The organism is candidate division WOR-3 bacterium (assembly GCA_039803545.1).
Classification (GTDB): Bacteria; Hydrothermota; Hydrothermia; order UBA1063; family UBA1063; genus UBA1063.
This window is the reverse complement of record JBDRYS010000001.1, coordinates 295,049-315,975: the sequence shown is the minus strand read 5'-3', so window position 1 is coordinate 315,975 and position 20,927 is coordinate 295,049. Positions and strand designations below refer to the sequence as shown.

Here is a 20,927-nt window from a genome sequence, read left to right as displayed (position 1 = left end):
TCTATGATTACGGCCTATAAAAAGAACGACATGACGAGCTTTAAAATAAAAGTAGTAGGGGTTGGAGGGGCAGGAGGTAATATTGTTCAAAAAATTTATTTAAGTGGGCTTGGCTGCGAGACAATTATATTGAATACAGACAGTCAGGCGATTTCAAGACATCGAGCACATCACCTCATCACAATTGGAAAGACGGTTACGAGAGGAGGAGGCGCCGGGGCAGATCCAGACCTTGGGAAGAAGGCAGCAGAAGAGTCTATTCATGAAATCCTCTTAAAAATTCAAAATGCAGATTTACTGATTCTTGTTGCAGGTCTTGGAAATGGGACAGGCTCAGGAGCATCACCAGTCATTGCCAAATACGCAAGAGAGAAAAATATACTTACCGTTGGCGTCTTTACCCTGCCCTTTGAAGCCGAGGGCAAAAAAGATGTAGCATTCAAAGCCATCGCGGAAATGGAAAAATACCTAAACACCATGGTAATTATAGACAACAACGTGATCTCAGAACTCGTAAGCATGGAATCGAGTGTAAAAGATGCCTTTGACCTTGTAGACCGGGTAGTTAAGAACTGCGTAGAATCAATTATAAGTATTGTCCAAGAGGCCAGCGATGTTAATGTAGATTTTAACGACCTTAAATCTTTAATTTCAAGAGGGGGACTTGGATATTTTGCCAAAGGTATTGCAGAAAAGCCAGAGGATGTGGATAAGGCTATAGAGAGCGTCGTTTTTAATCCTCTACTTACAGGGGTTACTATAAGTGATGTTAAAGGTGCCCTAATAAATATTAAAAGTAACGGCGAGCTCACAATGAACCACTTCCGAGAAATTCTTGACAAAATAAGAGCCCATCTTCCTGAGAAAGCCCCCATTAAATACGGGCTTCAGAAGGAAGGGGACAATCGAGTAGACTCCTACGCGGAAATCTATTTAATCGGAACCACTGGAAAGAGAACAACGGATGAGGTCATAGACAAAATAACGAGCAAACAAACAAATTGGAAAAACTTCGAAATACCTCCGGGAGTGCGGAAACATAAGAAATAGCACTTCACATATCACCTGGTATACAAAGTTCGTACATTCTGAGACAAAGTGCGCAATTGTATTCCCTGGCACCATTTCTAATTGCACTTCAAACTTGGCGGTCCATACCCTTTATCGGCTACTTTCTAAGGAATTCTTTACTGACATTTTTACTTCTGAAAACTTAACAGGACTGAGAACTGGCCTCAAACTTCAGGATTTCGATTTTCTCTTCTTCACCATAGATTACGAACCTAATTACTTAGAGGCATTAAAGATCATCACAAAAATAGGAGTTGAACCCCTCTCTTCAAAAAGAACACGTCCAATTTTAATTGCAGGAGGCGCAGCGGTTTCTTCAAACCCCTTTCCCCTTCTCCCTTTCTTTGACTTACTCTGCATCGGAGAGGCCGAAGTAATAATACCTGAAATCGTTGAGAACTTCGACAATTTTGACCTCGAGGCCTTTAAGGAAAAAACCTGGGCTATAATGGAAAACAAAAAAGAAGGAGAAAGAGTATACTTAAATAACCTGAATTTAAGCGAATCTTTCAGTGCCTTTTACTCTCCAGATTCCACCTTCAAAATGAACCTTGTAGAGCTTTCAAGAAGCTGCCCGTCAAAGTGCCGATTTTGCCTATTAAGTTACAATAACCTTCCTCCGAGGTGGTTACCAGTTCAAAAGTATAAAGAGATAATTGAACAATTTCCTGAAAATTCTGACATTGGATTGGTGGGCGGTTCGGTTTTAGACCATCCACAAATCAGAGAAATCATTAATATTAGCCAGAAATTCAAAATCATAAATCCCTCCTCGATAAAAATCGATATTAAAATAATCGATGTTCTTGAACACTTAAAAAAGAAAGGGCTCAACAGCATCACGATCGCACCAGAAACGGGAAGTGAACAATTAAGGAAAAGGATCAACAAAAAAATCACAAATGGAGAGATAATCGAATTTGTAAAAGCAATAGAGGCCTTAAAATTCAAAAACCTCAAAATGTATTTCATGATAGGCTTGCCCTTGGAAACGGAAGAAGACATTAAGGAAACCAACAGTTTAATTGAGCAAATCAGACAGCACTTCACTGGAAAAATTGAGTTAACTTTTAGTATTTTTGTCCCGAAACCCCATACCCCTTTCCAATACGAGCCCTATATAGAAAAAGAAGAGCTAAACAAACGACTTAGACTTTTAAAAATCCCGGAAGGTGTTAAGGTGCATATAGGCAACTACAAAGGCGCCCTAATTCAAACTATTTTTTCCAGAGGCGGGGAAGAACTGGGATTTGCAATGTTGGAAAGTTTGCTAAAGGGAAAGGATATCCTCAAGATATTCGATTATAAAAATTTGCTATTCGATGAGCGGACAGTAAAGTCATTGCCTTTCAACAGAATAGATTCTGGTGTTAACCAAAACTTTCTTTCAAGGGAACTGGAAAAGGCCCAAAAGGGGATTTTAACACCTTACTGTAATCCAGAAATTTGCAGAGCTTGTGGTATCTGCAAAGATCTTCAGAACTTTAGAAGTTCCCAAAAAGTAGAATAAAACTTCTCCTTCAAAACAACGATATCAAACTCTTCGGCCCATTTCCTCGCACCTTCGGAAAGCCTTTCACGGAGATCATCCTTGGTAATAATCTCATAGGCCTTTTCCGCCAGTGAGGAAATATCACCGAAGGGGACAACAAATCCACTAATACCATTTTTAACCGCCTCTCTTAGCCCGGGAGAATCAAAGACAATAGCGGGCGTCCCTGAAGCTTGGGCCTCCATTACTACAATACCCCAACCTTCCTTGGGAGAGGTGTTAATAATGAGCCAAGCCGAGCGCAATTTTTCTGCTTTAACCTCTTCTGAAACAAAACCGGTAAATTTGATTACATCGTCAAGTCCATATTTTCTAACAAGATTTTCGAGGTCCTTTCTGGCATCACCATCCCCCACAATCTCAACCCTTAAGGGTCCAGCATAGTATTTTTCTCTCAAAACTTTGATGGCTTCTACGAATAAGTCGATCCTCTTGTATTTTTTAAGCCTCCCGAGATAAATGATAAAAGGGATTTCCGACTTTTCACCCGGTTTAAAAAAATCAAGTCTTACCGCATTGTAAACCACTCTCACCGTGGCTTGTGGGATTCCCTGCTTAACCATTTCCTCCTTGGTGCTTTCTGAAACCGTTATTATTGGAAGTCCCTTGTATAATTTAAAGAACAACTTCTCAAAAAGATACACATAAAGGCCAAAAATGGGGTTGGTCTCCTGAAAAATCACCTTTCCAAAAAAGTGATGGGTCACAACTATTATAGGCTTTTTAACAACAAACCTTAAAAAAAATGGAATTTTGTTCACATCTTCAACGATGACATCAAAATCTTCGCTCTTCAATAGAGACCGCACATAAAAAGGCACGAGAAAATTAAACAAGAACCTATTTCCTCTTCTTATTATCCGGATACCGTCCCTTTCATCAAACTCACTGAGCCCCTTGAAAGATGAGCAGAGTAAAGTTACGGAATGCCCCTTTTCAATGAAATAGGAAAAGAACTGATGAAGATGGACCTCAGCTCCACCACTCAATGGATGGGCCAGGTCTTGCCAATTTATTACCAAAATTTTCATTAGGTTAAGGGAAGAACACGTAAAAACTTTCTTTTACCAACCTTGATAACGATATTACCGTCGGGTTTAACGACCTCAAATTCGCTCTCTACCACTCTATTTCCAATTTTCACCGCCCTTTGGGCAACCAACCTCCTCACCTCTGATTTACTTGAAACAATTCCGGACTGTGCAAGTATCTCAAGGATAGGCATCCCATCCTGTGGAATCCTGAACTCCGGTATTTCATCAGGTGCTTCTCTTAATTTAAAAACTCGATCAAACTCTTCCCTTGCCCTTTTGGCTTCACTATTTCCCCAGAAAATTTCCACAATTTTTTCAGCTAAATCGGCTTTACACTCTCTTGGATTTTCCCTCATTTTCTTCTCAACTTCCTTCATCTGTTGATCATCGTAGTAAAGGACAAGTCTGTAGTATTTTAGGACCAATTCATCGGGAATGGACATGACCTTACCAAACATCTCTGACGGAGGTTCTGTTAACCCAATGTAATTATCATAGGACTTCGACATCTTAAGCTTCCCATCAGTACCTTCAAGTATTGGAACTGTTAGAATCACTTGCGGTTCAAGACCGTAAGCTTTCTGTACCTCACGCCCTACGAGAAAATTAAACTTTTGATCAGTTCCCCCGACCTCGATATCCGCTTTGATAGCAACGGAATCGTAAGCCTGGAACAATGGGTAGAGGAACTCGTGAATCGATATCGGGACGTTATTTTTAAATCTCTCCTTGAAATCGTCCCTTTCCAGCATTCTTGACACAGTATAGGTAGCCGACAGTTCGATAATGTCAATTGCGGTTAATTTAGATAGCCACTCTGAATTGTATCTGATCTCCGTCTTTTCGGGGTCAAGGACTTTAAAAACCTGTTCAAAATAGGTTCTGGAATTTTCCTGTACTTCCTCTCGAGATAGTCTCGGCCTCGTTTTAGATCGACCTGAGGGATCTCCGATCATTGCAGTAAAATCGCCAACAATGAAGATTATATGGTGTCCAAGATCTTGCAAATCCTTAAGTTTCTTCAAGCAAACATAATGACCTAAATGGAGATCAGGCCTTGACGGGTCCGCACCGTATTTGATTCTGAGGGGTCTGCCAGTCTTTAATTTCTCAATAAGTTCCTCTTCTGGCAAAAGGTCTATTGTATTGAACTTTATAACTCTTAGATGATCTTCTAACCTCATTTGGTCCAATAAACATAAATTCCACAGTTTGGACAGGTTTCTAATGCCTTATTTTTAACTGGCCTTGAAACCAGTGCCGAGGGAAATTCCATAAAACAGTTTGAACAGGTACCATTTATAACAGGAGCCACTCCTCTACCGTACTTGCTTCTAAGCTTTTCATACCTTTTAAATACAGGCACGGGTATCTTTTTCACAATTTCCTCTCTCAATTTTTTGAGCTTTTCCACCTGCTTCGCAAACGCATTCTCATCAGTCCCTTGGGTTATGCTTATGGATTTAATGTAATCCTCTGATTCAAAATCATCCAATTGTGCGTCAAGACTTTCAAGGGCAATGAGTAGCTCAAGTACCGGATCCATTAACCCTCCCTGTATATCTTAAGAAGGTAATCTACCAATTCCTTAGGAGTCTCAAAATTCAGGTATTCCTTAGAAGATACGATCTTTCTTACTACATTGGCAATTTCGCCAAGGGTGATAAGATATCTGGCACCAAGGTCCTGAGGCGGTGCTATCAGTAGGAAAAATAGATGCACAGGTTTACCATCGAGGGCCTGGAAATCTATACCTTCCTTTGAAACTCCAACTACTAAATGGACATCATCGACAACTACACTTCTGGCATGAGGTATAGCAACACCCTTTCCAACTCCAGTCGAACCGATAGCTTCTCTTTTTTTCAACTGTTCAAGCACAAGTTTTTCCTGTTCGGGTTTCAGGTTCAAGACGCTAAGGAGTTCCTGCAAAGCGGAATCCTTGTCTTTTGCCTTCATATCGATTATAACTCTATCCTCTCTCAAAAGTTGTGCAAACATATTTACCTCCTTTCAAATTCAATCGTTATAGTTTAATCCCAAAACCTTACAAAATCAAATAAAGCCTGCACAAGTTTATTCCTTTACCGCACCTTGGGTAATTCCTTCAATGAAATATCTCTGGGCAATAAAGAAGAGGACCATTATTGGTAAAAGCGAAACGGTTGAAGCGGCCATCTTTAGAGCATATGCCTCTTCATGGGCACTCTTAAACATGGCAAGCCCAACTGGTACAGTGTACATGGACTCTGTTTGAGCTATGAGCAATTGCCACAAAAAGTTGGCCCAATGGAACTGAAAGTTGAGTAAAAACACAGTAGCAATAATAGGTAAGGCAAGGGGCACAACAATCTTTGTAAAGATCTTTAACTCAGAAGCGCCATCAATCCTCGCACTCTCAAGTAGTGAATCGGGCAAGTCTTTTAAGAACTGTGTGATAAGAAACATTCCGAAAACATTTGCCAAATGGGGAACTATCATGCCTTCGTACCTATTAATCCAGCGAAACTGATAAACGATGAGAAATTGAGGTATCACATATAAAAGTCCCGGAACCATCATAGACGACATAAAAAACCAAAAGAGAAAGTTTTTGAAAGGAAATTCCTTTTTTGCAAAGGCGTAAGCTGCGAGGGAGGCAAGAATAGTGGAAAGGATAGCGGATGTTAAGGCAACGATAAGGCTGTTAATGAAATACCTGTAAAAACGATACTGAAAAAGAATCTTCCTATAATTTTCAAAAGTAATTTTCTTAGGCAAAGATAGGAGCAAGGCCTCGCCTTCGGGTTTTAGAGATGTGATAAGCATCCAGAAAAACGGAAAAAGGCACACTATAAGGAGCAATGTTACAATAAAATATCTCCAGAAAGACGTTCTCTTCATTCTCTAACCAACCTCGAATAAATTATTGAAATTGCAAGAGTTAGAATAAGCAACAAGAAAGATGTTGCAGAGGCAATCCCGAGCCTTAAATTTGCAATATGATTATAAAGATAATAACCCGAGACCTTCGTGGCACCAAGGGGAACTCCCCACTTATAGACTATGGGGCCGCCACCGGTCATTGCAAAAAATTCGGAAAAAGCCGAAAATGCACCAATAATACCGGTAATCACAAGAAAGGTTGTAGTATGGCTAACCAGTGGAAAGGTGATTTTGAAAAACTTTTTAAGCCCTGAAGCCCCGTCAATCTTGGCTGCATCTTCAATATCTGGTGAAATATTATTCAACGCCGCCGTATAAAGAACCGTTCCAAATCCAATGTTCTTCAGGCAAATCGCTACCACTACCGCCAACATCGCGGTATTTGGATTTCCAAGAAATCCAGTATTATAAAGAGAGGCAGGAAGCAAGGGCTTCAGCAAATTTACAAGGAGTCCATACCTACCCGCGTACATGATAGTCCAGACGACCCCCACCACAAAGGCGTCAAGAACGAAGGGCATAAAGAAAAGGGTGCGATACAACCTATTAATTTTAAGGTCACCTTTAAGGAGTAGAGCCAAGGTGATGGAGAGAAAGATATTCAAAGGAATTAGCATCAAGCCATACTTCAGGGAGAGCCATACGGAGTAAAGAAATTCTTTATCCTTAAGGACATACAAATAGTTCCGCAAACCTACGAACCTAAGGTTAGCAAAGATATTCGAAAGGTCTGTAACCTTAAAAAAACTCAAATACAAAGCGTAGAAGAAAGGAAAGAGCAGAAAAACGAAGAATATTAAAGTGAAAGGTAAAACGAACAAAAAGTTTTTTAAACTACTCCTTCCCATTCAAAATAAAAGGGCGAGGGCTTCGCCCTCGCCCAAATCAACTACAACATCTCTCACTTTGCAACAATAAATTTGGAAGTACCGAGTTTCCCTTCCCTTACTAAGTAAAGGCCCGGTTTGAGGTTGAAGGTTACATCTGCACGTCCATTCAGCGTAACCTTTCTGGTGAGAACCTTTTTGCCATCAACGGTGTAAACTTCAAGGATGTAACTACCAGAACCTGTTACTCTTACGCCATTAAGAATAGGCTGCATACTAAACTTTACATTCCCTTCCCTCACATTAAGGGTAAAATAGGTAGTAATTGTGTCCCAATCTGTCCATTCCTCAACACCAGTAAGCAAGACCGTTGAGTCATAGGGCAAAATATCCACAGCAGAGCTGTTATCACCGCCGACTATATAGGCACAGGATTTTATTTGAGTGGGATTCCCTATCGCAGCAAGAGGAATAGCAACTTCTAATGTTTGTAGTCCAGAAGCACCACCGTAGCCTGCTGCAAAATTGAACCCGCTGAAATTATAGTCCCAACTGCCGTTATTATACCTATTAAGGTTTTGGGAAGTGATTGATTGGCTCCCACCACTATACCAGAAATATACCTGGTAATCAGGATTCCAGGATGGGAAGTAGAGCTGCCTTCCCCATGAGTCTTTTACATTACTGTCTGGATTACCAGTGTATCCCCCATCCGTTACATCCAGTACAAAGCCATAAGCAACATCCCACGCCGCTGAATTCTGAGTTGTTATCGCAAGGTATAGGGAATCGTTAGCAATAGCATAATAAAATGCAAGAAGATCTGCACCCGCTTTATCTGTATTGGTAGGATTTTCGGCTACAAGGATGTACCCTTCGGCATTGGGGTCGACATTTCCATCCACAACAGGTGCAGCACTTACCATTGCTACTCCCAGAAGTAGCAGTAACCAAACTCTCCTCATACACACCTCCTTTCTTTCAAATAGAATAATGCTTTATATACGTTTTGTCAAGTATTTTTCAGGCTTCTTCCTTCAACAGCTCACCAAGCCTCTTTATACCTTCAACAATCAGATCTTCTCTCATATTGGAGAAGTTGAGTCTCATCGTATTTTTACCCTCTTCGGGATCAGGATAGAAGGCATTCCCGGGTACAAAGGCAACCTTCCTCTCTACAGCCTTTTCAAGAAGCTTCACACTGTCAATCTTTTCCGGCATGATCACCCACAGGAAAAGACCACCCTGCGGTCTGGTCCAGTGAAAACCCTCCTTCGGGAAATATTTTTCCATAGCATCAAGCATAATATCCCGCCTTCTTCTGTAGACCTCTCTGATTTTGTCAAGATGACTCTCTATTAGATCCTGTGCGCAAAGATGGGCAGCAAGGTATTGAACATAAGTGGAGGTGTGCAGATCAGTGCCTTGTTTTGCCTGAACAAGCTTCGCTATGACCTCCTTTGGAGCTACTATCCAACCCAAACGGAACCCTGGGGCAAGGACCTTAGAAAAGGTGCCGAGGTATATCACTCTCTCACGAGAGTAGGCCGCCAACGGGGGTATATCCTTACCTTCGAACCTGAGTCTCGAGTAAGGATCATCTTCAACTATAAATGTATCATACTTTTCAGCAAGTTCTAGCAGTTTTTTCCTCCTATCTTCAGGCATTGTTACACCTGCGGGGTTATGGAATGTAGAGATCACATACATAAATTTTGGCTTGTGCCTTTTTAGAACCTTTTCAACCTCCTCGGGAATAAGCCCATCGTCATCCATTACAGAACCTATATATTGGGGTCCATAAGAATTGAAAGCCTGAAGAGCACCGAGATAGGTGGGTTTAGAGACAAAGATCAGATCTCCCTCATTAATGAAGATTTTCCCGATAAGATCAAGGGCCTGCTGAGAACCACTGGTAGGAAGGATCTCTTGGGGTGTACACTGTACTCCCATCTTTCCCATATATTTCGCAATTTGCTCATTAAGAAGAGGATAACCTTCTGTGGGTCCATATTGAAGCATCTTTTGCCCATCTTTTTCAAGAAGCTCTATACTGGCTTTTTTTATGGCCTCAATTGGGAAAAGCTCAGGGGCGGGAAGCCCTCCAGCAAAGGAAATTACTTCAGGTTGTTGGGTAAACTTCAGAAGCTCTCTTATGATACTGCTCTTTATCCACTTCGTTCTTTCTGCAAAAAAATTTTCCCATTGGGGAACTGTAAAATGGGAACTCATGACACCTCCTCGGATTAAGCATTTGTAAGTAAATATAATTCACAAAATCTGTCTTTTCAAATCAAAAAGCACGGCTTTTGTAAAAGCGCAGAAATCTTAAGCTGACATCCGAGCCAGTAGCATTAACCTTAATATATGATCAAAAACAAAACAACCCTTCTGCGAGATGATATATCCTCTCCCCTATACGAAGCAAGAAAAGTTCTCATTGAAGCGTTAAATTACGCCTTCGAAAGGTGCAGCTTAGATTTAATTCTCAAAAATTACACAAACCAAATGGGCGAAAATCCCTATATCGTATCCATCGGTAAGGCTGCTTACACAATGCTAAAGCCCTTTGTGAAATCAACGGAAATAAGAGGTGGAATTCTTGTTACAAATGTAAAAATACCCGAAAAGTTAAACAATATAAAGTACTTCAAAGGCGGACATCCTTACCCCAACAGGGCGAGCATCAAATCCGCGGAATATCTCCTTACCATTCTTAAAACAAAACCACCTGAAAAACTTCTTTTTCTCGTCTCTGGGGGCGGATCGTCGATGTTTGAACTCCCAAGAATTCCATTGAAAGACCTCATAACCATCAATAAACTCCTCTTATCAAGTGGAGCAAACATCGAGGAAATTAACACAGTGAGGAAACATCTTTCAAAAATTAAGGGTGGTCAACTGATAAATTATTTCAAAAACAAAGCTTACGCTCTTTTGATGTCCGATGTCATAAATGATAGAATTGATTTAATCGCCTCAGGCCTTACCACCTGTGATCCGTCAACCTTTCTTGATGCCCTTGAAGTATTAAATAAATATGATCTATGGGATAAGGCGCCTCAAAGCGTAAAAGAGGTAATCAGCGCAGGAATTAAAGGCGATATTCCTGAAACATTAAAGGATTGCAAACTGGCAGAGGGGAAAATTGAAAACACCATAATTCTAAAAAATGCTGACTTTCTCGCCCACTCAGAAGATTACTTAAAGTCTTTGGGCTTTGCCGTTTTTAACCTTGGCAGTGATTTTCACTTAAATATTGAGAATATGGTTCAAATCCTTGTTAAAAAAGCACAGGAATTAACTTTACAAAGTCCTCACAAACCAATAGCCATTGTTGCAGGGGGTGAAGTATACCTTAAGGTTATAGGGAAAGGGAAGGGAGGAAGGAACCAAGAACTCGTGCTTAGAATGGCCGTTGAAATGTCAAAATTTAGCAAAACCTTTGTTTTTACCTCCCTTGGTACCGATGGAATCGACGGAATAACAGATGCAGCAGGAGCCATCTGTGATAGTGAAACGATGAAAAGGGCAAAAATACTAAACTTAGACCCTGAAAAGTATTTGAAGAGAAACGACTCTTATAACTTTTTCAAAAAAATCGAAGATCTAATTCTTACAGGACCTACTGGCATCAATGTTAAAGACGTTTATTGCCTCCTTTTGTTAAATCAGCAAAACCCGATTAATACGTTATAATTAACTGCAGGCAAAAATGCTTTCCCTTGAACTTTTTGATTACAATTTGCCAGCTGAGTTGATCGCTCAAAAACCATTGAAAGAGAGAGACAAAGCTCGTCTCTTGGTAATAAATTTAAAGGACGACGAAATTATTCATTCTCACTTTTACGAACTTCCAAAATTTCTAAAACCCGGTGATGTTATTGTAGTGAACAAGACGAAAGTGATAAAGGCAAGGTTATTTGCGCACGCTAAGGACACTGGTGGGAAATTGGAGATTTTCTTTGTGAATTACATTAATGACAAAGAATTTAAAGCCCTCGTCTCCAGCAGAAAAAAGGCTAAAGACGGAAGAATCTTTGTGGTTGGAGACCACGAAATTATAGTCCAGGGCCAGGAAGGCGAAAAAATAATCTTTAAAATTCTCTCAGATATTAATGTAACTCAACTTCTGGAACTTTATGGCCAGGTTCCTTTGCCACACTATATCAAACGGGAGCCCGAGAAGGAAGACGAAGAGTATTATCAAACCATTTTCGCTGAAAAGGGATATTCAGTAGCCGCACCAACAGCTGGCCTCCACTTCACCGAAAGGACGATTAACGAACTGAAAGATAAAGGTGTCAAAATCGTGCCCGTAATTCTCAATGTTGGTCCCGGAACCTTTAAACCTGTCAAAACGGAAGATGTCACAAAGCACAAAATGGATGAAGAATATTACGAGATTCCCGAAGACTCAGCGAATATCATAATTGAGGCAAAGAGGAACGGGCATAGAATAATTGCCTGTGGAACCACCAGTGTACGTACATTAGAATCCTGGAAATTTGACAATCAAAAATTGAGAGGAAACACAGACTTATTCATATACCCTGGATTTAAATTCGACGTTATAGACGGGCTTATTACCAATTTTCACCTCCCAAAATCGACCCCTCTCATCCTTGTCAGTGCCTTTGCAGGTAGAGAAAAAGTTCTGAAAGCTTACGAAGAGGCTATAAGGCAAGGTTATCGATTTTTAAGTTACGGAGACGCAATGTTGATTCTTCCTGAAATTGAAAAAACCTCATTTTAACTTGATACTTAAACCATGGCCGACGTTGTAATTGGGCTCCAATGGGGCGATGAGGCAAAAGGAAGGTTCGTTGATTACATTGCGAAGGACTACGATCTTATATGCCGGTTCCAGGGGGGAGCTAACGCAGGTCATACAATTGTAGTGAATAATACTAAACTCGTACTCCATTTACTTCCGTCAGGAATAATAAGGCCTGAAAAAAAGAATCTTATAACCGCAGGTGTTTTGATTGACCCCGATGTATTCAAACAGGAAGTTGAAGAAATTTCAAGTTTAACAGGTTCACTAAATGGTAGGCTTTTTGTAGATGAGCGCGCGACAATCGTTCTCCCCTTTCACAAAGAAGAAGATGCCCTCGAAGAAGAATCAAGAGGAGGCATTGGAAGCACAAAGCGGGGTATCGCTTACGCATACAGAGACCTATACCAAAGAATTGCCATACGGGTGGGAGATTTATTTCATGAGAAAACCCTTAACAGAAAGGTAAAAGACATTACCGATTTTAACAACCAAATTATCGCAGCACGCTTTGGCCATCCGCCCTTTGATTATAAAAAAATCCTCGAAGACTTGAAGGAGTTTGCTCAATTCATTAAGCCATTCACCACTGACGGATTTGAATTCATTCACAAAATGGAAAGAGAAGGCAAGAGAATTCTTTTTGAAGGAGCCCAGGGAAGTTTACTGGATATCATATACGGGAGCTACCCCTACGTGACTTCTTCCCATACGATTTCATCCGGGGCTCTTGTTTTCTCAGGACTTCCTCCTCAAAAAATCGAAAGAGTTTACGGCGTTTTCAAGGCTTACACCACGAGGGTTGGCAAAGGCCCATTTCCCACGGAAATTAAAGATAAAGAAGGTGAACTGATTAGAGAGAAAGGACAGGAATTTGGTGCTACCACAGGAAGGCCTCGTAGATGTGGATGGCTGGACCTGGTAATTCTAAAATATTCTGTACTAATGAATGGAGTTACCCACTTGGTAATGACAAAGCTCGATGTTTTGAGCGGATTGAATCCCGTTAAAGTAGCTACAAGATACAAAAAAGATGGTAAAATAATGGAATTACCCCCTCCAATGTCCGAAGATTTAGAAGCCGTTGAGCCTGTGTACGAAGAATTTGCAGGCTTTGAACTTTCTTTAAAAGAAGAGAGATACGAAGAACTTCACGAAAATGCCCGAAAGTATATTGAATTCATTGAAAGCCAATTAGGACTTGATATTAACTATATCTCAGTAGGCCCCGAACGAGAAAAGCTAATCAGAAAAACCTATTAAATTGAAGCTCCAACTTTAAAAGCTTCAGCCTCTATTTCAAAATATTTCTCGGGAACATTTTCTTTTAAGGCTGCGATAGCTTCCTTTTCAGTGAAGAAATCCCTTAGATACCTGGAAACATAACCAAAAGCCACAATGTTTAACAGAAAACCCGAGTTGAATTTCTCGTAACATAACCTGGTAAATGGGATCTTTTCTAATCTAAATTTGGACTTCAGTTCCCCCTCATCTTGCTCAATTAGGACTATCTCATCTACAATTATAATACTCCCTTCCTTGGCAGATTTTAGATAATAACTTAGCGACTCCGAGGTGAGGGCAACAAGGATATCGGAATACTCAACGTAAGGAAAAGCAACCCAGTCTTTACTCAAAACCACATCGGCTGAAGTGATACCACCTCTAACCTGAGCACCGTAATAAGAACCCTGAGTCGCATAGTTTCCGGCCTTTACCGCAGCATCTGCGGTTAGAACACCCAGCAGAATTATACCCTGCCCTCCAGTTCCAGCATACCTAACCTGCAAGGTTCCCATTTTAGAATTCTCCTATTGTGATTTTATTCCGAATTTCGTCCGTTTCTTTAACATTTTTTATATTGACAGAATTTTTTTTGAGGTAATCAAGATACTCATATGGATCCTGGGATATGTTCCTTCTGCCAAAGTGGGTGGGACAGGAACTGATCGCCTGTACGAAGGAAAAACCGGGTGTTGTAATAGCCTTCTTAATGGCGTTAACCAGTTGTGGAAAATGGGCAACGGTATACCTTGCGACATAAGAAGCCCCAGCAGCCTTAACCATGTAGGCCACATCAAAAGGCGGTTCAACATGACCTTTTCGTGAGGTGGTGGTCTTTGCCCCTTGAGGTGTAGTGGGAGAGTACTGGCCGCCTGTCATCCCGTAATTGTTGTTGTCAGCCATTATACATGTGATATCTATATTTCTCCGCGCTGCATGAATTAAATGATTTCCACCGATAGAGGCAATGTCCCCATCGCCCCCAACAACGATAACAGTTAAATCAGGTCGTGCAAGTTTAACACCCGTTGCAAAGGCAAGTGCTCTACCATGAGTTGTATGTATAGAATCGGCTTTAATATATGGGCTTGGAATCCATCCGGAACAACCAATACCCGAAACAAAAACCACTTCCTCTCTCTTGAACTCCAACTCTGTTAAAGCCTTTGCAATGGCCTTTAAAATAATGCCGTGCCCGCATCCGGCACAAAAGGCAGTGGGAAAGTAGTCTGTTCTAATCCAATCCATGTAATTTTTCATAGACGGGCCTCCACTTCTTTAACAATGGTTTCTGGAGTTATTATATTAGTACCAAGCTCTGATATTGAGATTACCTCACCATTAACCAGTCTTTCTAATTCTCGCGATAAGTGGCCTGCATTCATCTCTGGAACAAAAATCTTCTTTATTCCTGAAAGCCTCTCCCTCACGTACTTCTCCCAAAGAGGCCAGATGACTTTAAATCTGAAAAATCCCACTTTAAGGCCTTTTTCCCTTAGCCTTTTCACCGCTTCGAACCCACTCCTTGCAGAAATGCCATAGGATGCAATTACGATCTCTGCATCCTCTATGAATTCTTCGTGTGATTCAAAAATATCAGAAACGTTATGTTGAATCTTTCCTATAAGGTGTTTAACAATTTTCCTATGAATTTCAGGGTCTTGTGTTACCCGCTTTCCGGCCTCCGTATGGGTGGAACCGGTGATCAAAAGCGCCTTTCCATCACCAATAAGGGGCATTGGACCTGCATCCCTTTCATCAAAACTAAAAGGAGGAGCATCTGGATCGTGCTCCCGGTCAAACACATCTATCTCTTCAGGATAAACAACGGGTTCCCTTAAATGCCCTACAGCCTCGTCCGTCAAAATAATGACTGGGACTCGGTACCTTTCAGCCAAATTAAAGGCCCTTATTCCAAACTCAAATAGCTCCTGACAGGACCAGGGAGTAAGAACAATAATCTCATAATCGCCATGGGTTGCATATCTCACCTGATGATAGTCCCCCTGGGAAGGTCTTGCCGCCTGACCCGTTGATGGACCTGCCCTTTGAACATCAACAATAACAAGGGGAGTCTCAGTAAAAATCGCATATCCTAAGTTCTCCACCATAAGGTCAAAACCCGGCCCACTGGTTGCCGTCATCGCCTTTACACCGGTCCAAGAAGCACCAATACAAGCTGCTATCGAGGCTATTTCATCCTCACCCTGAAAGTAAACACCCTCTCCTGATTCTTCGAATCGCTCCTGAACCCTTGTTATTACCTCACTGGCAGGGGTTATCGGATATCCAGCATAAAATCTCATCCCAGCGCAAAAAGCGCCATCGGCAACAGCTTCGTCACCTTGTACCAAGAATCTTCCAGGTTTAATCGGTAACTTTATCCTCTTCCACGGCATCTTTTAGCTCCTTCACCTCAATTGCAAAATCAGGGCAGAAGTTTTCACACATCAAGCACCCGATACAATCCTCTACTCTGGATGGTACTACCTCTCTAAATCCCCTAAAACTCTCCTTTTCCGCGATATCAAAAACATTCTTAGGACAAATTTTAACACAAATGTAGCAAGCCTTACACCAGTCGTGATTAATCTCTATTTCAAAGCGTTTATTCATACAACCCCCATCTCCCTAAACCTTAGGTAATCCTCCTCGGTATAACCAATCTCCAAGAGGATCTCCTTCGTATGCTCTCCAAGAAGTGGAGGGTGTCTATAAATATCCAATTCAATATCCCCGAAGTGAATTGGGTTTTTCATTAACCTGATCTTGCCTGCCGTTGGATGGTCAATTTCCTGAATGAATTTTCTATAAACAACCTGTTCATCATTAATAGCCTTGTCAACGGTATTTATGGGACCTGCTGGAATATGGGCCTCATCCAGCTTCTCAAGCCAGTACTTGCTTTCCTTCTTTGAGATTATTTCTTCAATAATGGGAATTAAAATATGTCTATTTTCAAGCCGTTTTGCGTTGGTTTCGAACCTTGGATCCGTAGCCAAATCTTCCCTTTCGATTACTTTACAAAACCGTTTCCACTGTTCCTCATTTCCCACTCCTATGATTATATAATCATCGCTGGCCTTAAAAACCTGGTAAGGCACTATGTTGGGATGGGCATTACCGTATCTCTTAGGAATAATTCCTCCAATTAAATAGTTGTTCGCCACATTTACAAGGCTTGCAATAGATGATTCCAACAAGGAATTATCGATCATTGCACCTTCTCCAGTTTGACTTCGCCTAATTAGGGCAGCTTCGATAGCGATTACCGTGTAGAGGGCAGTAAGTACATCACAGATGGCTACTCCAACCTTCATCGGTTCGCCATCAGGTTCACCAGTAATACTCATTAGTCCACTGATGCCCTGAATCAGAACATCATAGCCAGGCTTATTAGCCTTCGGACCAGTGAGTCCAAAACCCGTTATAGAGGCCCAAATAATGTCAGGTTTGATTTTTCTAACTTCTTCATAGGTCAAGTGGAGACTTTCAAGCACATCGGGTAAGAAGTTTAATATCATAACATCGCTACGTTTTATTAACTTCTCAAGAATTTCCCTACCGGCCTCAGACTTTAGATCAAGGGTCATTCCTCTCTTATTTTTGTTTGCACACATGTAATAGGCACTTTCACCGCCTGCGAAAGGTGGCCCCCAGCCCCGGGTTTCATCACCGACTCCGGGCCTTTCTACCTTTATCACATCGGCGCCAAGATCCCCGAGGATCATCCCAACAGTGGGACCTGCAAGAACCCTCGAGAGATCAAGGACCTTAACGCCTTCAAGTGGTTTCATTGATTCTCCTTCTTTAATATAACCCTTTCAATGAAAGTCACAAAAAGAATTGATAATAGCGCTATTCCAAGTGCCCAGAGGTTCTTGTCAAAATTGAAAGTGGGTTTATAATACTTAATGATAGGAAAGGCAACGGCAACAACGGTTCCAAGAATCATTGCAACATTGGCAGCATTTGAAGTAGGAATTCTTTTGCCTTTAACAACCCAGTAGACGCCAGCAAGGACTATGATGGCAGCGGCGCCCCTAATGGCATAAGAGATATAACCAGTATCAAGGACATAACCTTGAAGATAAACCGCAAGGGGAATAAGGAGTAACCCCACAATAAAGGTAAACCACCGAGAAACCTTTAAAAGCCTTTGTTCATCAGCTTCCTTGTGAATAAGGTTGTGGTATATGTCCTTTACAAGAATTGTAGAAATTGCAAACATCACCGGTGCGACGGTAGAAAGGATAGCTGCAAGAATACCTGCAAGAGCAATCCCACCAAACCAGGCAGGAACAAAATTTGTTGACATTAAAAGGCTCGGAAGTGCCTGCTTTGGATTTGATACATTAACAAATTTACCTGTCGCCGCAATCATTCCAAGGGTTGCGGTAAGGATTCCAGTGGGAAAGATTAATAATGCGCTTAAAAGGGAAGCGTTCTTTGCAGTCCTTTCATCCTTTGCGGCGAAGACTGGCTGGATTGAAGCCTGAGCAGCAAAGGCACCAAACATACCGCCAATTATCCATCCCAGTACCTGATTTGTACCCACTCCAAAGGGACTCTTGTAAATTGCGGGGTTTTTACCCACTTCTGCAAGTGCCTTAAATAAACCTGAATATCCACCTATCTTAATAAGCCCAATGATAAAGGTCGAAATGATTGAAAAATATAAGAACAATGTGTGAATGACGTTCGTTAATGTAATAGACCAATAGCCACCTGCAGTCACGTAAATAGTTACCAAAAGCCCCCCTAATATTACACCATCGGTGAACTTCATATTAAGGCTTGATGCAAGAACAGAACCAACAGTTTGAACCTGGGCATACCCGAGAATTATATAAGCAAAAAGAAAAGCGATTGCTGAAACCGTTCTTACATTTTTGTTGTAGAGCTTCTCAATCATCTCCGATACGGTATATACGTTGTTTCTCCTATAATGCTTCGCCAAAAGAAAGCCAAACAGCGCCATTCCAATTGAAGTGGAAATGTTGTACCAGGCAGAGGAAATCCCACTTACGTATGCCCTTTCGGATACACCAATAGTACTCATCCCACCAAGCCATTCCCCGACAACCACAGCGGTACAGAGCCACAATCCGAGGTTTCTTCCGGCAATCAGATAGTCAGTACCTGACTTGGCAAGCTTCTGGGCGAGAAGACCGACAATGAGCACGACCACAAAATAAAGGAACACAATTATAAATTGTATTGACAAGTGCATGTGCTTCTCCTTTTGTGGTAAATTATATTTCAGCAGATTTATACTATCAAACGAGCATGCTAAAAGTAGAACAAATACCTTATTTTAAGGACACCTTGAAGAGGTTTCCCATGTGGACTATCTGAGGCAAAATCCTTCGAGATCACGAGGTAGATCCAGCTCTTAGGCCTGAAATTATAAGATACTAAAAGGTTAACATTTTTGCTTTCTGTCTCCTTCGACAGAATGAGTTTAGCGTATTGACCGTAAATATTGATAAGCAAATCTTTATTCACTGCGTATTGAAATCTTGGAAGGATCGAAAGGGTGTATTCCTCCAATTTTGACGATGGATCAAATTCCAGCCACCCTCTTAAATTTAACTCCAAATCATATCTCGAATCCCCGTGTATCCTCAACCTTGCTCTGTGAGAAACCATCAAGCCTACGTAGTCACGATAATAGTTATAGCCTTCTTCAAATCCAATACCTCCATTCAATTCAAGCCTTCCATTGGGCGAAGACCAGCCATCAACATCAATCTCATAGTTGTTCACGTAATTGTTTATATATTCGCGGCCTGCCGAGAAGTGGAATTCAATTCCTGCTCCATTTTTATAGTTCAAATTAGAATGGAAAAATACAAAATTCTGACTTTTCATGCCCTCGAAAGCTTCTGCTTTATTGTTGTATCCGACCGAAAAAGTGGCATTCTGCAACTTCTCCCCATTAATTTCAAAATCGGGCCCTCCAAGTATCGAAATCCTCCGTAACCCCACCCATGGTGTGAAGCCTATTTCCGAAACATTGTACAGGGAATCTATATTCATAAAAGAGAACATAAAATGATGAGTTTCCTCGAGCATAGCAACATGGAAGGCAAAGGCATTTCCTATGTGATTCTCATAGAGTGAACTAGAAAAAGTTCCGGTCAATTCTGTACTTTGGACAAAATAGTGAAAATTCACACCAATAGCATGGTTTTCCGCAATATTACTCTGCGTTGCTTTACCAGAATAAATAAATCCTAAATTTGAGTTTCCAGAAAATTGCTTCCCGAAAGATATTACATTGTAAAGTGCTTTTTCTTCCCTTAATGTATCACCGTAATCGTAAACATAAAAGGCATCACCTGTTAGAGCGGTAAGCAATCCTCCTTCAAAACCACGAGATTTGTAAAAGCCCTTTAACCCGAAAATCAGTGGTACAACTACCTCAGAGGATAAAGCCTTCCCAATTCTCCTGGAATAGAACGGATTTATAGAAGGCCCAAACCCAAAAGAGTAGGGATTTGATCTAAATCTAAATACTTCACTACCTTCAACAAAAAATGGCCTTTTCTCCTCCATGTACTCTTCGTACTTACCCAAATTTAACGTAAAAGGATCAGCCTCTACCTGTGAAAAATCAGGATACAGAGTCAAATTAAGTGTAAATTTATTGGAAGGGCACCATTTGGAGTCTAAACCCGCCTTGATTTTAATATCTGTGCTGTCCTTTTGAACTAATAAGACAGGCATAAGTTCAAATCCAAAGGAACTTTCCGGCAATTGTAGTTTAAGTTCTATTGGAAAATCTAAGGGATTCAAACCCCACTCCCTCTTATACTTACCAATATAGAGCCTCTCATTGTTCTTAGAGATAAATCTTGTCGCTTCCATTCGGAAAACGGGGTTTTTAATATCATACTGTAGAGTCTTAAAAGGAATCTTCATTTCAACAACATATGAACCATCGGAAACCCGTGTTGCAGATAACCATACACCGTCCCAGCTGTCATCTTCAACCTTACCTCCACCGGTAATAATACGATCTGTCTGAACACCTGCCGTATTAACACCGAAGAAATAGACGCTGCTACCTTTTCCAAAGGTATCAAGATATATCCCAACGTAGTCACCCTCTCCTTTGTCCCTAAGTCCCACTAAACTTCTGATCTGATCTTGCTCACACTTAAAGGCGAAGTAAAGGGAGTTATCTGATTGTAAAACATAGAGAGTCGTTCTAAAAGATGGTATTTCTCTATCCGATGGTTCAAAAACACTGAATTTGCTAAACACCAGAGCAGAATCCCACAAAGGTTCAAGAAAGCCATCCAGTTTAATATCATCCTTAACTACGGGAACTTTGAAAGTAATAGACGCAAGAATAGCAGCTAAAATAAGCATAAGTCCTCCCTTTGTTCGTGTTGCTAACAATTATAAGGTACACAATGCGAACAATTGGAAATGATAAGAGCCGTCAA

At 41.0% G+C, this 20,927-nt stretch carries 20 protein-coding genes; 5 read left to right on the top strand and 15 right to left on the bottom strand.

Features of this window, described 5'->3' with window-relative positions; translation table 11 throughout:
- The first annotated feature begins 3 nt into the window (after positions 1–3).
- Both ABIM45_01425 and ABIM45_01420 read left to right on the top strand, forming a co-directional pair.
- Positions 4–1,050 (top strand): cell division protein FtsZ, encoded by a 1,047-nt coding sequence (locus tag ABIM45_01425; GenBank protein ID MEO0238575.1) that lies wholly within the window; start codon positions 4–6, stop codon positions 1,048–1,050.
- Positions 1,051–1,144: 94 nt separating this feature from the next.
- Positions 1,145–2,581 (top strand): radical SAM protein, encoded by a 1,437-nt coding sequence (locus tag ABIM45_01420; GenBank protein ID MEO0238574.1) that lies wholly within the window; start codon positions 1,145–1,147, stop codon positions 2,579–2,581.
- Here ABIM45_01420 and ABIM45_01415 read toward each other — a convergent pair.
- The 8 genes from ABIM45_01415 to ABIM45_01380 all read right to left on the bottom strand — a co-directional run bounded on the left by ABIM45_01415 (position 2,548) and on the right by ABIM45_01380 (position 9,641).
- On the bottom strand, positions 2,548–3,654 hold the full coding sequence (locus tag ABIM45_01415; GenBank protein MEO0238573.1) for a glycosyltransferase family 4 protein: 1,107 nt from the start codon (positions 3,652–3,654) through the stop codon (positions 2,548–2,550). The two genes, ABIM45_01420 and ABIM45_01415, sit on opposite strands and share 34 nt — an antisense overlap.
- Positions 3,654–4,841, bottom strand: a complete 1,188-nt coding sequence (tyrS, locus tag ABIM45_01410; GenBank protein ID MEO0238572.1) for a tyrosine--tRNA ligase — start codon at positions 4,839–4,841, stop codon at positions 3,654–3,656. Before tyrS ends, ABIM45_01415 begins: the two co-directional genes overlap by 1 nt.
- A complete protein-coding gene (locus ABIM45_01405; GenBank protein MEO0238571.1) occupies positions 4,838–5,203 on the bottom strand; it encodes a hypothetical protein in 366 nt (121 codons plus the stop codon). Before ABIM45_01405 ends, tyrS begins: the two co-directional genes overlap by 4 nt.
- Positions 5,203–5,658, bottom strand: a complete 456-nt coding sequence (locus ABIM45_01400; GenBank protein MEO0238570.1) for a PTS sugar transporter subunit IIA — start codon at positions 5,656–5,658, stop codon at positions 5,203–5,205. The genes ABIM45_01405 and ABIM45_01400 overlap by 1 nt, the downstream gene beginning before the upstream one ends.
- Positions 5,659–5,733: 75 nt before the next feature.
- Complete coding sequence (locus ABIM45_01395; protein MEO0238569.1) at positions 5,734–6,540, bottom strand: carbohydrate ABC transporter permease; 807 nt, start codon at positions 6,538–6,540, stop codon at positions 5,734–5,736.
- Complete coding sequence (locus ABIM45_01390; GenBank protein MEO0238568.1) at positions 6,537–7,403, bottom strand: sugar ABC transporter permease; 867 nt, start codon at positions 7,401–7,403, stop codon at positions 6,537–6,539. Before ABIM45_01390 ends, ABIM45_01395 begins: the two co-directional genes overlap by 4 nt.
- 80 nt (positions 7,404–7,483) lie before the next feature.
- Complete coding sequence (locus ABIM45_01385) at positions 7,484–8,374, bottom strand: T9SS type A sorting domain-containing protein (GenBank protein ID MEO0238567.1); 891 nt, start codon at positions 8,372–8,374, stop codon at positions 7,484–7,486.
- 58 nt (positions 8,375–8,432) lie between these two features.
- Complete coding sequence (locus ABIM45_01380) at positions 8,433–9,641, bottom strand: PLP-dependent aminotransferase family protein (GenBank protein ID MEO0238566.1); 1,209 nt, start codon at positions 9,639–9,641, stop codon at positions 8,433–8,435.
- A gap of 135 nt (positions 9,642–9,776) precedes the next feature.
- Between ABIM45_01380 and ABIM45_01375 the strand changes: the two genes are divergently transcribed.
- The 3 genes from ABIM45_01375 to ABIM45_01365 are packed head-to-tail and all read left to right on the top strand — an operon-like array spanning position 9,777 to position 13,449.
- Positions 9,777–11,108 carry a DUF4147 domain-containing protein gene (locus ABIM45_01375; protein ID MEO0238565.1) on the top strand — a complete coding sequence of 444 codons (1,332 nt, stop codon included), beginning with the start codon at positions 9,777–9,779 and terminating at the stop codon, positions 11,106–11,108.
- A 16-nt stretch (positions 11,109–11,124) separates the two neighbouring features.
- On the top strand, positions 11,125–12,165 hold the full coding sequence (queA, locus tag ABIM45_01370; protein ID MEO0238564.1) for a tRNA preQ1(34) S-adenosylmethionine ribosyltransferase-isomerase QueA: 1,041 nt from the start codon (positions 11,125–11,127) through the stop codon (positions 12,163–12,165).
- 15 nt (positions 12,166–12,180) lie between these two features.
- Positions 12,181–13,449 (top strand): adenylosuccinate synthase, encoded by a 1,269-nt coding sequence (locus ABIM45_01365; GenBank protein ID MEO0238563.1) that lies wholly within the window; start codon positions 12,181–12,183, stop codon positions 13,447–13,449.
- On the opposite strand, the gene ABIM45_01360 is transcribed toward ABIM45_01365, so the two are convergent.
- From ABIM45_01360 to ABIM45_01330, 7 genes are read right to left on the bottom strand one after another with little or no spacing between them, the layout of a single operon-like run.
- The gene (locus ABIM45_01360) at positions 13,446–13,985 is read right to left on the bottom strand and encodes a 2-oxoacid:acceptor oxidoreductase family protein (GenBank protein MEO0238562.1); all 540 of its coding nucleotides are present in this window, start codon (positions 13,983–13,985) and stop codon (positions 13,446–13,448) included. The genes ABIM45_01365 and ABIM45_01360 overlap by 4 nt on opposite strands.
- Position 13,986: 1 nt before the next feature.
- Positions 13,987–14,730, bottom strand: a complete 744-nt coding sequence (locus ABIM45_01355; protein ID MEO0238561.1) for a thiamine pyrophosphate-dependent enzyme — start codon at positions 14,728–14,730, stop codon at positions 13,987–13,989.
- On the bottom strand, positions 14,727–15,869 hold the full coding sequence (locus ABIM45_01350; GenBank protein MEO0238560.1) for a 2-oxoacid:acceptor oxidoreductase subunit alpha: 1,143 nt from the start codon (positions 15,867–15,869) through the stop codon (positions 14,727–14,729). The genes ABIM45_01355 and ABIM45_01350 overlap by 4 nt, the downstream gene beginning before the upstream one ends.
- A complete protein-coding gene (locus ABIM45_01345) occupies positions 15,838–16,086 on the bottom strand; it encodes a 4Fe-4S dicluster domain-containing protein (protein ID MEO0238559.1) in 249 nt (82 codons plus the stop codon). Before ABIM45_01345 ends, ABIM45_01350 begins: the two co-directional genes overlap by 32 nt.
- Positions 16,083–17,267, bottom strand: a complete 1,185-nt coding sequence (locus ABIM45_01340; GenBank protein ID MEO0238558.1) for a CoA transferase — start codon at positions 17,265–17,267, stop codon at positions 16,083–16,085. Before ABIM45_01340 ends, ABIM45_01345 begins: the two co-directional genes overlap by 4 nt.
- Positions 17,264–18,703 (bottom strand): sodium:solute symporter family protein, encoded by a 1,440-nt coding sequence (locus tag ABIM45_01335; GenBank protein ID MEO0238557.1) that lies wholly within the window; start codon positions 18,701–18,703, stop codon positions 17,264–17,266. Before ABIM45_01335 ends, ABIM45_01340 begins: the two co-directional genes overlap by 4 nt.
- A gap of 59 nt (positions 18,704–18,762) precedes the next feature.
- Positions 18,763–20,850, bottom strand: a complete 2,088-nt coding sequence (locus tag ABIM45_01330) for a DUF5916 domain-containing protein (GenBank protein MEO0238556.1) — start codon at positions 20,848–20,850, stop codon at positions 18,763–18,765.
- Between the last annotated feature and the right edge of the window lie 77 nt (positions 20,851–20,927).

Bases quoted from the DNA above. Each gene is read 5' to 3' on its own strand.
- tyrS (MEO0238572.1), bottom strand. From the start codon at position 4,841: ATGAGGTTAGAAGATCATCTAAGAGTTATAAAGTTCAATACAATAGAC.
- ABIM45_01365 (MEO0238563.1), top strand. From the start codon at position 12,181: ATGGCCGACGTTGTAATTGGGCTCCAATGGGGCGATGAGGCAAAAGGA.
- ABIM45_01355 (MEO0238561.1), bottom strand. From the start codon at position 14,730: ATGAAAAATTACATGGATTGGATTAGAACAGACTACTTTCCCACTGCC.
- ABIM45_01375 (MEO0238565.1), top strand. From the start codon at position 9,777: ATGATCAAAAACAAAACAACCCTTCTGCGAGATGATATATCCTCTCCC.
- queA (MEO0238564.1), top strand. From the start codon at position 11,125: ATGCTTTCCCTTGAACTTTTTGATTACAATTTGCCAGCTGAGTTGATC.
- ABIM45_01400 (MEO0238570.1), bottom strand. From the start codon at position 5,658: ATGTTTGCACAACTTTTGAGAGAGGATAGAGTTATAATCGATATGAAG.
- ABIM45_01345 (MEO0238559.1), bottom strand. From the start codon at position 16,086: ATGAATAAACGCTTTGAAATAGAGATTAATCACGACTGGTGTAAGGCT.
- ABIM45_01350 (MEO0238560.1), bottom strand. From the start codon at position 15,869: ATGCCGTGGAAGAGGATAAAGTTACCGATTAAACCTGGAAGATTCTTG.
- ABIM45_01360 (MEO0238562.1), bottom strand. From the start codon at position 13,985: ATGGGAACCTTGCAGGTTAGGTATGCTGGAACTGGAGGGCAGGGTATA.
- ABIM45_01415 (MEO0238573.1), bottom strand. From the start codon at position 3,654: ATGAAAATTTTGGTAATAAATTGGCAAGACCTGGCCCATCCATTGAGT.
- ABIM45_01380 (MEO0238566.1), bottom strand. From the start codon at position 9,641: ATGAGTTCCCATTTTACAGTTCCCCAATGGGAAAATTTTTTTGCAGAA.
- ABIM45_01405 (MEO0238571.1), bottom strand. From the start codon at position 5,203: ATGGATCCGGTACTTGAGCTACTCATTGCCCTTGAAAGTCTTGACGCA.
- ABIM45_01340 (MEO0238558.1), bottom strand. From the start codon at position 17,267: ATGAAACCACTTGAAGGCGTTAAGGTCCTTGATCTCTCGAGGGTTCTT.
- ABIM45_01385 (MEO0238567.1), bottom strand. From the start codon at position 8,374: ATGAGGAGAGTTTGGTTACTGCTACTTCTGGGAGTAGCAATGGTAAGT.
- ABIM45_01425 (MEO0238575.1), top strand. From the start codon at position 4: ATGATTACGGCCTATAAAAAGAACGACATGACGAGCTTTAAAATAAAA.
- ABIM45_01335 (MEO0238557.1), bottom strand. From the start codon at position 18,703: ATGCACTTGTCAATACAATTTATAATTGTGTTCCTTTATTTTGTGGTC.
- ABIM45_01395 (MEO0238569.1), bottom strand. From the start codon at position 6,540: ATGAAGAGAACGTCTTTCTGGAGATATTTTATTGTAACATTGCTCCTT.
- ABIM45_01330 (MEO0238556.1), bottom strand. From the start codon at position 20,850: ATGCTTATTTTAGCTGCTATTCTTGCGTCTATTACTTTCAAAGTTCCC.